Origin of the sequence: Pseudomonas vranovensis (assembly GCF_040438935.1) — a bacterium.
GTDB lineage: Bacteria > Pseudomonadota > Gammaproteobacteria > Pseudomonadales > Pseudomonadaceae > Aquipseudomonas > Aquipseudomonas vranovensis.
Window position 1 is genome coordinate 4,434,076 of record NZ_CP159259.1, and the last position, 15,605, is coordinate 4,449,680.

Consider the following 15,605-nt stretch of genomic DNA (forward strand, 5'->3'; position numbering starts at 1 on the left):
CAGGGCAGCATCATGAATTCTGCTGTCCCGCCTCACACGGAGCCCCTATGAAACTGCTATCACCTCTCGCCCTGTTCACTGCCTGTGGTCTGCTCGCCTCACCGCTGCTGGCTGCCGAAGAACAACCAGGGTTGACCGGTTGCGCAGCCAAGCGTCAGGCCATCAGCGAACAAATCGAACAGGCTCGCGCCCATGGCAACAAAGACCAGCAGGCCGGCCTGGAAAAAGCCTTGAGCGAAGTGACCGAACACTGCACCGATGCCGGCCTGCGCAAGGAGCGCGAGCAAAAAGTGCTCGACGCCCGCCATGAAGTGACCCAGCGCACCAAGGACCTGGACAAGGCCATGAAAAAAGGTGACGCCGAGAAAATCAACAAGCGCAAGGACAAGCTGGCCGAGTCCAAGAAAGAGCTGCAGCAAGCGCTGGATGAACTCGAGAAGTAAGACACACCACATCGCGGGGCAAGCCCGCTCCTATCGGTAGGAGCGGGCTTGCCCCGCGATGGCGTTTTCAATGATTGCGAAACTCGGTATGACAGGCTTTGCACGCCGCCTCGACCTTGTTCATTGGCGCTGCCAGCTCGGCCGCCTGCAGTGGCTGGGCGCGTGTCACCGCCACCAGCTCGGCAGTGCTGGCTTCCATCTGCTGAGCCAGGTCCTGGAAGCGCGCCTGTTGCTGCCAGACCTCAGGCCGGGCACTGGTCTCGTCTTCTTCGCGCACTTGCGGGAAGTGCTTCCACGGCTCACGGCTCAAGGCATCGAGCTTGACCGCGCCATCGGCGAACTTCTGCCCGTCGAACGCCAGGCGCCCACGCAGCATGCCGCCCAGGTCCTCACTGGTCTTGAGCATTTGCTTGAAGATGGTTTTACGCTGACCCAGCGGCGAGTTGGGATCAACGCCGCCACAGGCGGTCAGAGTGAGACAGGCCAGCAGCACAACAGAGAGTCGCTTGAGCATCATGGTAATTTCGGCTCACGGAAAAAAGCGGCCAGTATCCTCGCCTCGCCAGCAAAGACCAATACCCTTATTAACTCTAGGGGTTGCCAGGGGCGCTGAACCCCAGGTAATCCGCCAAGGAACGCTGTACATGAAATCTCACCTGCGCCCTCTGGCTTTGACGCTTTCGGCACTGGCGCTGCTCGCCGGCTGCAACGGCGGCGGCCCGGAAAAGCCCAAGCCCCATGCCGTTGCCACCTATGTGAGCCAGACCTGGAAAGACCTGCCCCAAGTCAGCGACCCTGACCTGCTGGCCGGCTTCGAAGCCTGGCGCAGCGCCTGCGAACGCCTCAAGCGCGATGCCATCTGGGCCAGCACCTGTGCAGCCGCGGCCGCCGTGCCCGCCGACAGTGGCCAGGTACGCACCTTTCTTCAAAGCCAGCTGGATGTCTACAGCATGCGTTCGGGTGAAAACAGTGCCAACGGCCTGATCACCGGCTACTACGAACCGGTGTACCCCGGCAGCCTGACCCAGACCGACACAGCCCATGTGCCGGTCTACGGCGTCCCCGACGACATGATCGTGGTCGCCCTGGACAGTGTCTATCCCGAGCTCAAGGGCAAGCGCCTGCGTGGCCGCATCGAGGGACGCACCCTCAAGCCCTACGACACCGCCGAGATAATCAACCAGCAAGGCGTGCCAGCACCGGTACTGGCCTGGCTGACCGACCCCATGGACCTGCAGTTCCTGCAGATCCAGGGCTCCGGGCGGATTCAACTGGAAAGCGGTCGCCAGTTGCGCGTTGGCTATGCCGACCAGAATGGCCACCCCTATCGCCCGATCGGGCGCTGGCTGGTCGAACAGGGGCAGTTGAAAAAAGAAGAAGTGAGCATGGGCGCCATTCATGGCTGGGCCCAGGCCAACCCGACGCGTGTCCCGGAACTGCTGGCGAGCAACCCCAGCTACGTGTTCTTCAGTACTCGTCCGGACAGCAATGAAGGCCCGCGCGGTTCGCTCAACGTGCCATTGACCGCGGGCTACAGCGTGGCCATCGACCGCAAGGTAATTCCCCTGGGCAGCCTGCTGTGGATCTCCACCACTCGCCCCGATGGCGCCCCGGTGGTTCGCCCGGTCGCAGCCCAGGACACCGGCGGCGCAATCACTGGCGAAGTGCGGGCAGACCTGTTCTGGGGTACCGGCGCCGAAGCGGGTGAGCTGGCAGGCAACATGAAGCAGCAGGGGCAGATCTGGCTGCTCTGGCCAAAAGGGGCTGCACTGCCTGAGGCGCCAAAGACGTTGTGACGCGCCAATTGCGGGGCAGGCCCGCTGCCACTGAGCGGACCTGCCCCGCGATTGCATTCACACTGACACGACAAAGAACGACACGATCAACGCCACCCCGGCAAACCACACCAGCGAACGCAACGCTGCCCAGTCAGCCAGGTAGCAGATGATGTAGAGCAGGCGGCTGGTGATGTACACCACCGCCAGCACGTCCTGGGTCACTTGCTCGGCATTGCCGACGATGTCGGCGATGATCACCGCAGCGGCAAAGGCCGGGAACGCTTCGAAGCTGTTCAACTGCGCCGCATGGGCCCGACGCGGCAAACTTTCGAGCGTCTCCTGGAAAGCCCGCGGGTCGTGGTTGTGGCGCAGGTTGAAGCGCCCGCTGCTGAGCTTGGCGATGCTGGTACACAGGATCGGCAGAAACAACGCAATCAATACACACCAGAAAGCAACGGTCATGGCTAAGTCCTTGTCGGTTGGAACATCAGAGTTTCATGATCAGCATGCCGATCAGCACCAGGGCACAGGCTAAGAGCCTGGGACCGCCAAAAGGTTCTTTGAGGTAGCGCATTCCGAACAGCACCACCAGAATCACACTGACCTCGCGCAACGCCGCCGCCTCGGCTACCGAACCCAACTGCATGGCCCAGAGCACCAACGCATAGCTGAGCAGCACGCAGATTCCCACTGCCAGCCCCAGCCGCCACTGCAACCGCCAAAACAGTACAAAGGGCGCACGCCGGGCGACACCGGCCAGCAACGGGAAGGGCCAGGCACTGAGCAGCGTCAACCACACAAGATAGTCCAGCGGCTGCGACCAGAGGCGAATCGCCTGGCCGTCGAACCAGGTGTAGCACCCGATGCACAGCCCGATCAGGGCCACGACCGGCAGCATCGACCAAGGCAGGCGATCACCTCCACCGCCCTGCCAGAGCAGGCAGGCCATACCACAGGGGATCAGCAGGATGCCGAGGATCTGCTGGTTGCTCAGCGTCTCGCCGGCAAAGGTCAACGTCAGCCCCAGCACCACCAGCGGCGACAGGCCACGCATCAGGGGATAGACCAGCCCCAGGTCACCGACCCGATAGGCCTGGATCAACAGAAATCGATAAAGTTGCTCGAACAACGCCGAAGCCAACAGCCACGGCCAGACCTCAGCCGGTGGAACCTGCACGAAGGCGACCATCGCCACAGCGAACACCAGCGCCACGACATCCATGCTGGCGATCACCAGCAAACGCTCGCCGCTGAATTTGATCAGGGTGTTCCAGGTTGCATGCAGCAAGGCAGCAACCAGTACCAGTGAAGTGGCTAACACGCGTAGGTCCTTGGCAGTGCAGGTCGGGTCATCAATGGCCAGGCGCTATCTAAGCATTTCACCCCGCCTGGCGTCGCGCACAATTGCTTGCCAGGGAAACGAAACCCAGCGATCGCGGTCAACGCATGCAGTCAAAAACTGTGTCCCCAAGCCAACGGCAAGCCATCCAAGCACTGCCCGATGGACTCGGGTGCCGAATTGAAAGCCACTACAGGACCCCGAATGCTTGAGCTCGTTGCTGCGTTTATTTGCTTGACCACCCTCCTCACCTACCTGAATTACCGCTTTATCGGCCTGCCGCCCACCATTGGCGTCATGGTCACTGCCCTGCTGTTTTCCCTGCTGCTCCAAGGCTTGAGTGTCATCGGCTACCCGGGGCTGGAAGAGCGGGTGCAAGGCCTGATGAGCCAGATCGATTTCAACGACCTGCTGATGCACTGGATGCTGTCGTTCCTGCTGTTTGCCGGCGCCCTGCACGTCAACCTCGCCGACCTGCGCAGCTACCGTTGGCCGATCGGGCTGCTGGCCACCGTAGGCGTACTGATCGCCACCGTGGTCATCGGCTACCTCGCCCACTGGATCTTCGCCCTGTTCGGTTGGCACATCAGCCTGCTCTACTGCCTGCTGTTCGGCGCCTTGATCTCACCCACCGATCCCATTGCGGTGCTCGGTGCCTTGCGTACCGCAAACGCCTCCAAACCGTTGAAAACCACGATTGTTGGCGAGTCGCTGTTCAATGACGGTACGGCGGTGGTGGTGTTTACCGTGCTGCTGGGCATTGCCCAACTGGGCGAGACGCCGACGGTCAGCGAAACCGCCATCCTGTTCGTCCGCGAAGCCATTGGCGGTGCGCTGTTCGGCGGCCTGATCGGCTATATCACCTACCGCATGATCAAGGGCATCGAGCAGTACCAGGTCGAGGTCATGCTGACCCTGGCCCTGGTCATCGGCGGTTCGGCCATGGCCTACGAGCTGCATGTGTCGGCGCCCATCGCGATGGTGGTGGCAGGCCTGATCATCGGCAACCTGGGACGCAACCTGGCGATGAACGAAATGACCCGTCGTTACCTGGACGGTTTCTGGGAACTGATCGACGATATGCTCAACGCCCTGCTGTTCGCCTTGATCGGCCTGGAGCTGTTGCTGCTGCCGTTCTCCTGGATGCACCTGGCGGCCGCTGGTGTATTGGCCGTGGCGATCCTGCTGTCCCGCCTGCTGACCGTGGCCCCGGCCATTGTCATGCTGCGCCGCTGGCGCAATGTGCCGCGCGGCACCGTGCGAGTACTGACCTGGGGTGGATTGCGAGGCGGGGTTTCGGTGGCGCTGGCGCTGTCGCTGCCCAGCGGTACCGAGCGTGACCTGCTGTTGAGCATCACCTACATCGTGGTGCTGTCGTCGATCCTGTTGCAGGGGCTGACGATCGGCCGGGTGGTGCGTGGGGTGACCGAGCGGCCTTGAGGGGCTTTTCGCGGGGCAAGTCCAGACTTGCCCCGCGATGCTGTTCTCATTCCACCGTCGTATCGAACTGGTCCTTGATGTACTTGATCTCGGTCCGCCCATGGGCCGCCGGCAGACCATCCTCACCCAGGTTGACGAAGACCATGCGATCAACCGTCAGGATGCTCTTGCGGGTGATCTTGTTGCGCACTTCGCACTGGAGGGTGATGGAGGTGCGGCCGAACTCGGTGGCCGTAATGCCCAACTCGATAATGTCGCCCTGGCGCGAGGCGCTGACGAAGTTGATTTCCGAGATGTACTTGGTCACCACTCGCTGGTTGCCCAGCTGCACGATCGCGTAGATCGCCGCCTCTTCGTCGATCCAGCGCAGCAGGCTGCCGCCGAACAGGGTACCGTTGGGGTTGAGGTCTTCGGGCTTGACCCACTTGCGGGTGTGAAAATTCATATCTACTCCTGACCGTCTTGCCAATCGTTGGAGGTAATGATGGCAGAGCCGGCCACATGCCTCCATTTAACATCGACTATGGTCTCGATTAATCGACAGAAAACCTTGGGCAGTTGCGTTGGCACGGCTATAATCGCCCTCGCTTGAAAAACGGTCATCTGCACTTGATACCGTTCCCGCCACCTGTCCGAGGGGCGCTGCAGCAGGTTCAACCTGTCAGGCTCGGATGGGGCGTTGTCTGGCCAGGCCTTGCCTGGCGACACTAAACGCACAACGGCGCCCATTCGCACACTACGAATGGAGGCTCTCAATGAGCGCTGTAATCACGCCTGCAGGTTTTACCGATTTCAAAGTCGCCGACATCTCCCTGGCTGCCTGGGGCCGTCGCGAAACCATCATCGCTGAATCGGAAATGCCGGCACTGATGGGCCTGCGCCGCAAGTACCTGCAAGAGCAACCGCTCAAGGGTGCCAAGATCCTCGGCTGCATCCACATGACCATTCAGACCGCCGTGCTGATCGAAACCCTGGTTGCCCTGGGTGCCGAAGTGCGCTGGTCGTCCTGCAACATTTTCTCCACTCAGGACCAGGCCGCTGCCTCCATCGCCGCTGCCGGCATTCCGGTATTCGCCTGGAAAGGCGAGACCGAAGAAGAGTACGAGTGGTGCCTTGAGCAGACCATCCTCAAGGATGGCCAGCCATGGGATGCCAACATGATCCTGGACGACGGCGGCGACCTCACCGAGCTGCTGCACAAGAAGTACCCGGCCGTCCTCGACCGCGTCCACGGCGTTACCGAAGAAACCACCACCGGCGTTCACCGCCTGCTGGACATGCTGGCCAAGGGCGAGCTGAAAATCCCGGCCATCAACGTCAACGACTCGGTCACCAAGAGCAAGAACGACAACAAGTACGGCTGCCGTCATAGCCTGAACGATGCGATCAAGCGCGGTACCGATCACCTGCTGTCGGGCAAGCAAGCCCTGGTCATCGGCTACGGCGACGTCGGCAAGGGCTCGGCCCAGTCGCTGCGCCAGGAAGGCATGATCGTCAAGGTGACCGAAGTCGATCCGATCTGCGCCATGCAGGCCTGCATGGACGGTTTCGAGCTGGTTTCGCCGTTCATCGACGGTATCAACACCGGCACCGAAGCGAGCATCGACAAGGCCTTGCTGGGCAAGATCGACCTGATCGTCACCACCACCGGTAACGTCAACGTCTGCGACGCCAACATGCTCAAGGCCCTGAAAAAGCGCGCCGTCGTGTGCAACATCGGCCACTTCGACAATGAAATCGACACCGCTTTCATGCGCAAGAACTGGGCCTGGGAAGAGGTCAAGCCACAGGTACACAAGATCCACCGTACCGGCGCTGGCAGCTTCGACCCACAGAACGACGACTACCTGATCCTGCTGGCCGAAGGTCGCCTGGTGAACCTGGGCAATGCCACTGGCCACCCAAGCCGCATCATGGATGGCTCGTTCGCCAACCAGGTGCTGGCACAGATCTTCCTGTTCGGCCAGAAGTACGCCGACCTGCCAGCCGCTCAGAAAGCCGAGCGCCTGACCGTTGAAGTACTGCCGAAGAAACTCGACGAAGAAGTGGCCCTGGAAATGGTCCGCGGCTTCGGCGGCGTAGTGACCCAACTGACCCCTCAACAGGCCGAGTACATCGGCGTCACTGTTGAAGGGCCGTTCAAGCCACACGCCTACCGCTACTGATGGGCCAAGGCCGGTGTCGCTGCAAAGCGTCACCGGCTTTTTTCTGTATGCCAGCTGACGCTGGCCTGCTTGATCGGTTTACCAGGATTCCACCATGTCCCAAGAGCGTCGTTACAGCTTCGAGTTCTTCCCGACCAAGACCGATGCTGGCCATGAAAAGCTGCTCGCCACTGCCCGCCAGTTGGCCAGCTACAACCCCGATTTCTTCTCCTGCACCTACGGTGCCGGTGGCTCGACCCGCGACCGCACCCTCAACACCGTGCTGCAGCTGGAAAGCGAAGTGAAAGTACCGGCCGCACCACACCTGTCGTGTGTCGGTGACAGCAAGGACGACCTGCGCGGCCTACTGACCCAGTACAAGGCTGCCGGCATCCAGCGCATCGTCGCCCTGCGCGGCGACCTGCCTTCGGGCATGGGCATGGCCAGTGGCGAACTGCGGTACGCCAACGAGCTGGTCGAGTTCATCCGCCAGGAAAGTGGTGACCACTTCCATATCGAAGTCGCTGCCTACCCCGAGATGCACCCCCAGGCGCGCAACTTCGAAGATGACCTGAACAACTTCGTGCGCAAGGCCAATGCCGGCGCCAACAGTGCCATCACCCAGTACTTCTTCAACGCCGACAGCTACTTCTACTTCGTCGAACGCGTGCAGCAACTGGGCGTGAATATTCCTGTGGTACCAGGGATCATGCCAATCACCAACTACAGCAAGCTGGCACGTTTTTCCGACGCCTGCGGCGCCGAAATTCCACGCTGGATCCGCAAGCAACTGGAAGCCTACGGCGATGACGTCAAGAGCATCCAGGCCTTCGGTGAAGAGGTGATCACCCGCATGTGCGAACAACTGCTGCAAGGCGGCGCACCGGGCCTTCACTTCTATACGCTGAACCAGGCCGAGCCTAGCCTGGCGATCTGGAACAACCTCAAGTTGCCCCGCTGATCGCTCCGTAAACCGTTGGTAACAATTGCTGCAGATTGCTGAAAAGGTCTTGGCTTACGCTAAGGCCTTTTCCGCATTCTTGCCCTACGGATTTACGCGCATTCATGACCCACGGCCACGCCTCAGCCCGCCCGCAACTCGTCTACCTGGTCTTCGGGCCGCACACCTATCATCAAGAAGCACAGTTCAGTATCGTCAGCGCCCTGGCCAACTTGCGAAAAACGCCTGATGAAGCCCTGGACATCCAGGTCTACAGTGACCGCCCCGAGCCTTACCAGCACCTGCCGGTAACCGTCCACACCCTGGATGACACAACCCGCGAGGCCTGGAACCAACCCTACGGCTATCACTTTCGAAGCAAGCATGTGGTCCTGCGCCAGGTGCTGGCCAGCTACCCCAAAGCCGTGCTGATCGACACCGACACTTTCTTTCATCAGTCGCCCATGGAGCTGTTTCGCCGCATTCAGCCAGGCACCCTGCTGTGCAACGCCATTGGCGCCAATTACGGCGACGACCCCCAATGCCCGTTGTTTCAAAGCGTCGCGCCGATGCTTGAAGCACGCGGGCTGGCCGACCGCAACCTGCCGTTGCTCAACTCCGGCGTGATCGGCCTGATGCAGGAGGACGCCAGCCTGCTTGATCAGTCCATCGCCCTGATGGACACGTACTACCCCCATGCCAACGGGGCCTACACCCTGGAGGAGTTCTGCCTGTCGGTTGCGGCCTATCGCCGGATGCACGTCAACCAGTGTACCGACCTGATCCACCACTACTGGAGCCGCAAGCAATTGTTCCGGGCCAAGGTCCAGGCCTGGCTGGCCAAGCACCAGCATGCCCCGCTAAGTTGCCAGGCCCTTGAGGACGTGGCACGGGTCAACGCTCAACTACCCAAGCCCCCTGCCCTGCAACGCCTGGGCTACAAGGCGCTGAGCCTGACCTTGCCCGCCGAGCAGCGCCAGTTCCTGCGTGAGCTGATGTACGGCTGCTACGACTACCCCAATGAATTCGACCGTGCCTGCGCACCCGCCTGGTGGGACAAAGCCCTGGAAAACGCCAGTGCCCGCCACCCCCTGTGCCAGAAAAAACTTCGGCAGTGGCTGGAACACCCCGGCATGCGCCTGAGCCTGGGTCAAAAGCACGGCACGGTCCGCGAATCCCTGTTAAGGCGATCACATCACTGACGCCTGGGCTGGAGCATTGCTCACGTCTACTAGCCATAGCCGTGTACACGTCGTAATCTCCAGCCATGCCCGATTTCGCCCGCCTCCTGACTGCATTGCTCCTCACTTGCCTGAGTGCCCTGGCCCATGGCGAGAAACTGCGTATCGTCACCGAACCCTGGGCACCCTATGTGTACCTGGAGAATGGTCAGGCCAAAGGCATCGACTACGAGGTCACCGCCGAGGTCTTCAAGCGCCTTGGCGTGGAAGTGGAGTGGCAGTTCCTGCCCTGGAAGCGCTGTCTGGCCATGGTCGAGCAAGGCCTGGCTGATGGTGTTCTGGATATATTCCAGACTGAACAGCGCGACAGTCAGCTGTATTACCCCAGTGAACCGCTGTCGGACGTCGAATTCGTACTGTTCTACGCCAACGCCCGTCCCCACGCGATCAAAAGTCTTGAAGACCTGCGCGGTCTGACGGTGGGCACCTCTCCCGGCTACACCTACGCCTCGGCATTCAGCGAATCGCCGCTGTTCACCCGCGAACCTGCCCCCACCCATGAAGCCAACTTCGGCAAACTGCAGCGTGGCCGCATCGATCTGCTGATCACCGACCGGCGTGTCGGGCGCTATATGATCAACAATATGGGGCTGAAGCAGGAGATCAGCGAGCTGCCACTGGTGGTCAGCCGTCAGAGCCAGTACCTGGCCGTGCGCCGCAATGTCGGCATGGATCTACTGGTTCAGCGCTTCGCCGCCGAGTTGCGCCGCTTCAAGCGTGAACCCGCCTATGCTGCCCTGAACGCCCGTTATGCCGGTGCCGGAGACGGCTTTCGGACGGCCGTTGAGCAGCAGGAACACAGCACGCCCTGATTGCTCTGTTATACTCGGGCCTTCCCGCCAGGCTTACGCCCGGACGCTCGGTCTTGCAAAAGGCATCCCGACCGGCAGGACAGCGCGGCCAAGAGCCCGCCCGCCACACTCCGGATGCGCATTGAAGACCCTGCTGGACCGGACGCGATAGCATCACCCGATGCCCGTCGCGCCAGGCAAGATTATCCCATCGGGCTTAGCCCCCACTAAGAACAGGATTACTCATGTCCTTTGCTTCCCTCGGTCTCTCCGAGGCTCTAGTCCGCGCCATCGAGGCAGCGGGCTATACCCAGCCCACTCCGGTGCAACAGCGGGCCATTCCCGCCGTGTTGCAAGGTCGCGACCTGATGGTCGCCGCCCAGACAGGTACTGGTAAAACCGGTGGTTTCGCCTTGCCGATTCTCGAACGCCTGTTCCCAGGTGGTCACCCAGACAAATCCCAGCGTCATGGCCCGCGCCAGCCACGTGTTCTGGTACTGACGCCCACGCGTGAACTGGCCGCCCAGGTACATGACAGCTTCAAAGTCTATGCCCGCGACCTGAACTTCGTCAGTGCCTGCATCTTCGGCGGCGTCGGCATGAACCCACAGGTTCAGGCCATGTCCCGCGGTGTCGACGTACTGGTCGCCTGCCCAGGCCGCCTGCTGGACCTCGCCGGCCAGGGTAGCGTCGACTTGTCCCACGTCGAAATCCTGGTCCTGGACGAAGCCGACCGCATGCTCGACATGGGCTTTATCCACGATGTGAAGAAAGTCCTCGCACGGTTGCCGGCCAAGCGCCAGAACCTGCTGTTCTCGGCGACCTTCTCCAAAGACATCACTGACCTTGCCGACAAGCTGCTGCATAACCCTGAGCGCATCGAAGTCACGCCACCGAACACTACGGTCGAGCGCATCGAACAGCGTGTGTACCGCCTGCCGGCCAGCCACAAGCGCGCCTTGCTGGCCCACTTGATCACCATGGGTGCCTGGGAACAGGTGCTGGTGTTCACCCGCACCAAGCACGGCGCCAACCGCCTGGCCGAGTACCTGGAAAAACACGGCCTGACCGCCGCTGCCATCCACGGCAACAAGAGCCAGAACGCACGCACCAAGGCCTTGGCCGACTTCAAGGCCGGCACCGTGCGCATCATGGTCGCCACTGACATCGCCGCCCGTGGCCTGGACATCGACCAGCTGCCGCATGTGGTCAACTTCGAACTGCCCAACGTCGAAGAAGACTACGTCCACCGCATCGGCCGTACTGGCCGTGCCGGTCGCTCCGGCGAGGCGATCTCGCTGGTCGCCCCGGACGAAGAAAAGCTGCTCAAGAGCATCGAGCGCGTCACCCGCCAGAAGATCCAGGACGGTGACCTGATGGGCTTCGATGCCTCCAAGGTTGAAGCCGAAAAACCTGAAGTGCGCGAGCGTCCGCAGAACAATCCGCGCGGCGGCCGTGGCCAGCGCGCCGATGGCAGCAATGCCAACAACGGTGGTCGCAAGGACAAGGGCAAGGATCAAGGCAAGGAAAAAGGCCGCGAAAAGGACAAGGAAAAAACCGCGGAGAAATCTGCCGGTGGCCGCCAGGACCGCAAACCGCGCGACAAGAAGCCACGCCAGTCCCAGTCCGCACAACCGGGTGTACCGCAAGTACCGGCCAACCGTGATCCAGAAGAGTTCCTGGATGACGAAGTGGACAATTTCGGAAATCGCGCCGACTACGTCAGCCCTTACCAGAACAAGGGCGGCCAGGGTCGCAACCGTCGTCCGGGGGCACCTGCCCAGGCCGGTGCCGGCACAGGTCAACCACGCAGCAACGGTGGCGGCACCGGCCGCAACAGTGGCCCACGCAGCGGCGCCGGTACGGGCGGCTCGGCCAACGGCGAAAAACGCGGTGGCGCACGTAACGGCACCGGCGGCCAGCAGCGCCGTGACGGTGGCGGCGGTCGCAATCGTCGTCCGACCAGTGACAGCTCCTCGGGCGAGCCGGCCGTACGCAATCCGCGTGAAGGCCAGCCGCAACCGAAAATCATGCACAAAGAGTCGAAGGTCGACCGTTTCCCGACTGCCGAGCAGCTTGAGCAATTGCCAAGCCGCCCACGTGGCGAGAAACCTGCTTTGCTGACACGCAATCGCTGATCCAGCAAAAGCAGAAACAAGAACGCCGCCCCTAGGGGCGGCGTTCTTGTTTCAGCGTAGAGCGGTATTACTTCTTAACGCCTTCGATCGAGATATCCAGGTCCAAAGTCTGCGAAGTCGCGCCCGGGCCCTTGATGCCGAAATCGTTCAGATTGAGCGTGGTCTTGGCGTTGAAGCCTGCGCGCTCACCGCCCCATGGATCCTTGCCTTCGCCGTTGAACACAGCCTTGAAGGTCACAGGCTTGGTCACGCCATGCATGGTCAGGTCGCCGGTCACGTCAGCAGTCTTGTCGCCGGTCGGCTTGACGCTGGTGGAAACGAACTTGGCTTCTGGGTACTTCTTCACGTCGAGGAAGTCAGCACTGGCGATGTGCTTGTCACGCTCGGCGTGGTTGGACCACAGGCTGGCGGTTTTCAGGTCGACAGCGATCTTGCTGTCGGCAGGCTTGGCCGAATCCCAGCTGAAGGTACCGTCGAAGTCGCGGAAGGTACCGTGGATGAAGCTGTAGCCCAGGTGGCTGATTTTCCAGTCAACGAAGGCATGCTGGCCTTCCTTGTCGATCTTGTAGTCTGCCGCCATGGCCTGGCCAGCCGAGAGCAGTGCGGTACCGAGCGCCAGAGCGGCAAAAGTCTTTTTCAACATGCGTCTATATCCTTTTGGAGTTGAGGTTGAACATCAAGCTTTGCGGCCCAGCATGCGCTTGAGGGTCGCGTCACGGTCGATAAAGTGATGTTTCAGGGCTGCCAGGCCATGCAGGCCGGCAAAAATCACCAGGCCCCAGGCCAGGTAAAAGTGAATCTCGCCAGCAACATCAGCCTGGTCAGGCAAGTTACTGACCACTGCAGGCACTTCGAACAGGCCGAAGACCGGGATACCCACGCCATCGGCAGTCGAGATCATGTCAGCCGGCGATCATCACGGCGAACAAACCGAGGTACAGCAGACCATGCCCGGCCTTGGAGGCGAAACGGGTCAATTTGCCGTGATTGGGCAAGGCTGGCGGCGGCGGGCTGACGAAACGCCACAGCACGCGAAGCAGCATCACTGCCAGCAGCACAAGACCAATGCTCTTGTGCAGGTCGGGGGCGTCTTTGCGCCATGGGCTGTAGTAGTCCAGCCCCATCATCCACAGGCCCAGTCCGAACAGTCCAAAGACTGCCAGTGCGACACCCCAGTGCATGAAGATGCTGACAAAGCCGTAACGAGAAGGCGAATTTCGCAGTTGCATTGCCGTGTTTCCCTGTAAGAACTGTGCACAGACTAACGCGTTAAATATCGAATTAAAGCGGAAAATTTTGCTTTGAAATATCGAGAAAAACGATGAGTACTCTGTAACAACGCTATTAAGGAAACATTAACTGTGGGGGAAGGTATGAAGAGTTCGCGGGGCAAGCCCGCTCCTACCAGTGCACACAAAACCTGTAGGAGCGGGCTTGCCCCGCGATAAAGACTGTCGCTTATTGCGCCTTGGCCTGGGTATTGGCCACTGGCTTCTTGACCGGTGCCGGCTTGGCAGCCGTCTTTTTGCTTTGCTCAGCCTTCGCTACCGGTTTTTTTACCGGCACAGCCTTGGCAGGCGCCGCCTTGACCGGCTCCTGCTTGGCCACCGGGGCGACTGGCGCGGCCGGTGCCACAGCGGGTGCGGCAGCAGGTTCGACCGGCTTGGCAGCAGGCTTTTCAACCGGCTTCTCGTCACCCCCGAACATACGCTTGAACAACCCTGGCTTGGCCTCTTCCTGCTTGGCAGGCTCGGTCGACTTGGCCGGTTTGTCGGACGAACCACCGAACATATTGGTGAAGAAATTGCCCTTGCTCGCTGCAGCTGCAGCGCCAGCAGCACCGGCAACGGTTGCCGCCTTGACTGGGTCGAAGGACTTGCCTGCCGCCAGGTCCTGGACCTGGCTGGCAGCGCGCTGGCCACTGCGCAGGGCGCCTTCCAGGGTGCCTGGATATAGGGCGTCGGTGTGTTCACCGGCGAAGGTTACACGCTGCACCGGGCGCTCCCACAGGCGCCAGTACTTGCTGATCTGACCTGGGCCGTAAGCCAGATAAGCACCGCCCATGCCAGCGTCGGTGCTGTAGCGGCGTACTTCGTAGCCAGTGAAGGAACCACGGGCCTGTGGATAAAACGCATGCAGGCGGATCAGCACCTGATCGACCATCTGCTTGTCACCAAAGGCTTGCAGCAAGCGGGCGTTGTCACCCGACAGGTTGATCACAACGTTGGCGCCGCCCTTGAGCGCAGGCTCGATCCAGAGCATGCCGAGACCGGCGTTGCTGAAGATCTCGCCAGACATACGGGCACGGGGCTCCCAGACCGGGGTCTTGAACTTGAGCAGCAGTTGGTCGCGCCAGCCGTAGTTGGTGCCCTTGAGCGCCGCCAGGTGTTGACTGTCCAGGCCCGGGGTCATCTGGATTTTCGCCAGGGCACGCAGCGGTACCGCCAACACGACATAGTCGGCCTGGTAACCGACGCTGCCGACCTTGACGGTGACGCCGTCCTTGTCCTGGATAATGGCGCTGACCGGCGAGCTGGTCTTGATGGTCTTGAGCTGCTTGACGAAAGCCTGGGCAAGCACCGGGCTGCCACCCGGCAGGCGTGCAGCACGCAGGTCACGGTCGCCGACGCCACGGTAGACGCGGGTCTGCTGGGCGAAATAGAGCAGTGACAAGCGCGATGGCTCGTCGTAGCGGGTGCGGATCTGCTGGTTGATCAGTTGGCGAGCGGTGGTCGGCAACTGCAGCTTGTCCAGCCAGGTCGACACGTTCAGTTGGTCGAGGGCGAACAGCGTGCTGTTGGCTGCCGGGTTCTGCGGGTCGTCGATCGAGCGCGCCAGGTCATCCAAGGTCTTTTCGTAGCGTTTGAGCGCTTCGGCCGTGGCCGGCTGCTTGGTCGCCAGGTCAGTGGCGGTGTAATACTCGCCGTCGATCAGGTAGCCCGGTATACGCACGAATTCCGGCGCCGGCAGCGTGGTGATCTTGAAGCTGTCCAAGTACTGGTTGAGGATCGGCTGGGCCTTGCTGTTGCCGATCCACTCGCTGGTGGCCAGGCCCGAGCGCCCGCCCATGCCCGACTTGGCTTCAAGCAAGGTGACTTGCCAGCCTTTGCCCTGCAGTTCATAGGCCGCCGTAAGGCCGGCCAGCCCACCGCCGACGACAATGGCCGTCGGGGTTTTGTCCTTGGCCAGCGCGGCGCCACTGAACAGTCCTATCATTACCAGCGCACACGCGCGCAGCCAACCAGCAGACATTTTGGCGAACTCCGGATCAAAGCAGAATGTGGGGGGGAATCCCCCTGGAAAGAGTAGCTGAAGGATACGCCAGGCCAAGGGTCCCCGCCAGCAACGCCA

Annotated in this window: 14 protein-coding genes, 1 pseudogene and 1 riboswitch; of the genes and pseudogenes, 8 read left to right on the forward strand and 7 right to left on the reverse strand. The window is 61.4% G+C overall.

All coding sequences use genetic code 11. From position 1 onward, the window contains the following. Positions 1-47 precede the first annotated feature (47 nt). Positions 48-443, forward strand: coding sequence for a DUF1090 domain-containing protein (locus tag ABVN19_RS20585; RefSeq protein WP_028945604.1), 396 nt, complete (start codon positions 48-50; stop codon positions 441-443). 67 nt (positions 444-510) lie between these two features. Here the strand turns inward: ABVN19_RS20585 and ABVN19_RS20590 are convergent, their stop codons facing one another. Next, a complete protein-coding gene (locus ABVN19_RS20590; RefSeq protein ID WP_028945603.1) occupies positions 511-960 on the reverse strand; it encodes a cytochrome c in 450 nt (149 codons plus the stop codon). A gap of 127 nt (positions 961-1,087) precedes the next feature. Here ABVN19_RS20590 and ABVN19_RS20595 point away from each other — a divergent pair, with 127 nt between their 5' ends. After that, positions 1,088-2,239: an MltA domain-containing protein gene (locus ABVN19_RS20595; protein ID WP_105642356.1), complete on the forward strand. Its 1,152-nt coding sequence runs from the start codon at positions 1,088-1,090 to the stop codon at positions 2,237-2,239. A gap of 57 nt (positions 2,240-2,296) precedes the next feature. Here ABVN19_RS20595 and ABVN19_RS20600 read toward each other — a convergent pair whose 3' ends face one another. Both ABVN19_RS20600 and ABVN19_RS20605 read right to left on the reverse strand, forming a co-directional pair. Beyond that, positions 2,297-2,683, reverse strand: a complete 387-nt coding sequence (locus ABVN19_RS20600; RefSeq protein ID WP_105642357.1) for an MAPEG family protein — start codon at positions 2,681-2,683, stop codon at positions 2,297-2,299. A gap of 25 nt (positions 2,684-2,708) precedes the next feature. Next, the gene (locus tag ABVN19_RS20605; RefSeq protein WP_028945600.1) at positions 2,709-3,542 is read right to left on the reverse strand and encodes an EamA family transporter; all 834 of its coding nucleotides are present in this window, start codon (positions 3,540-3,542) and stop codon (positions 2,709-2,711) included. A 222-nt stretch (positions 3,543-3,764) separates the two neighbouring features. Between ABVN19_RS20605 and ABVN19_RS20610 the strand changes: the two genes are divergently transcribed. After that, positions 3,765-5,000, forward strand: a complete 1,236-nt coding sequence (locus ABVN19_RS20610; protein ID WP_105642358.1) for a sodium:proton antiporter — start codon at positions 3,765-3,767, stop codon at positions 4,998-5,000. Between the two features lie 46 nt (positions 5,001-5,046). Here ABVN19_RS20610 and ABVN19_RS20615 read toward each other — a convergent pair whose 3' ends face one another. Further along, on the reverse strand, positions 5,047-5,445 hold the full coding sequence (locus ABVN19_RS20615; RefSeq protein WP_028945598.1) for a hotdog domain-containing protein: 399 nt from the start codon (positions 5,443-5,445) through the stop codon (positions 5,047-5,049). 183 nt (positions 5,446-5,628) lie between these two features. Continuing rightward, positions 5,629-5,734, forward strand: a riboswitch (S-adenosyl-L-homocysteine riboswitch). Positions 5,735-5,755: 21 nt separating this feature from the next. Here ABVN19_RS20615 and ahcY point away from each other — a divergent pair. From ahcY to ABVN19_RS20640, 5 genes are all read left to right on the forward strand, one after another. Then, the gene (gene ahcY, locus ABVN19_RS20620) at positions 5,756-7,165 is read left to right on the forward strand and encodes an adenosylhomocysteinase (protein ID WP_028945596.1); all 1,410 of its coding nucleotides are present in this window, start codon (positions 5,756-5,758) and stop codon (positions 7,163-7,165) included. 94 nt (positions 7,166-7,259) lie between these two features. Then, the gene (metF, locus tag ABVN19_RS20625) at positions 7,260-8,105 is read left to right on the forward strand and encodes a methylenetetrahydrofolate reductase [NAD(P)H] (RefSeq protein ID WP_028945595.1); all 846 of its coding nucleotides are present in this window, start codon (positions 7,260-7,262) and stop codon (positions 8,103-8,105) included. 104 nt (positions 8,106-8,209) lie between these two features. Further along, the gene (locus ABVN19_RS20630) at positions 8,210-9,286 is read left to right on the forward strand and encodes a hypothetical protein (protein ID WP_105642359.1); all 1,077 of its coding nucleotides are present in this window, start codon (positions 8,210-8,212) and stop codon (positions 9,284-9,286) included. Between the two features lie 65 nt (positions 9,287-9,351). Then, positions 9,352-10,137: a transporter substrate-binding domain-containing protein gene (locus ABVN19_RS20635; RefSeq protein ID WP_028945593.1), complete on the forward strand. Its 786-nt coding sequence runs from the start codon at positions 9,352-9,354 to the stop codon at positions 10,135-10,137. Between the two features lie 224 nt (positions 10,138-10,361). Continuing rightward, entirely contained in the window at positions 10,362-12,254 is a 1,893-nt protein-coding gene (locus ABVN19_RS20640; RefSeq protein WP_105642360.1) for a DEAD/DEAH box helicase, read from the forward strand. Positions 12,255-12,321: 67 nt separating this feature from the next. Here ABVN19_RS20640 and ABVN19_RS20645 read toward each other — a convergent pair whose 3' ends face one another. The 3 genes and pseudogenes from ABVN19_RS20645 to ABVN19_RS20655 all read right to left on the reverse strand — a co-directional run bounded on the left by ABVN19_RS20645 (position 12,322) and on the right by ABVN19_RS20655 (position 15,506). Next, a complete protein-coding gene (locus ABVN19_RS20645; protein WP_028945591.1) occupies positions 12,322-12,897 on the reverse strand; it encodes a YceI family protein in 576 nt (191 codons plus the stop codon). Between the two features lie 33 nt (positions 12,898-12,930). Continuing rightward, positions 12,931-13,483 (reverse strand): annotated as a pseudogene (locus ABVN19_RS20650) (cytochrome b). A gap of 229 nt (positions 13,484-13,712) precedes the next feature. Next, positions 13,713-15,506 (reverse strand): FAD-dependent oxidoreductase, encoded by a 1,794-nt coding sequence (locus ABVN19_RS20655; protein ID WP_105642362.1) that lies wholly within the window; start codon positions 15,504-15,506, stop codon positions 13,713-13,715. Positions 15,507-15,605 lie beyond the last annotated feature (99 nt).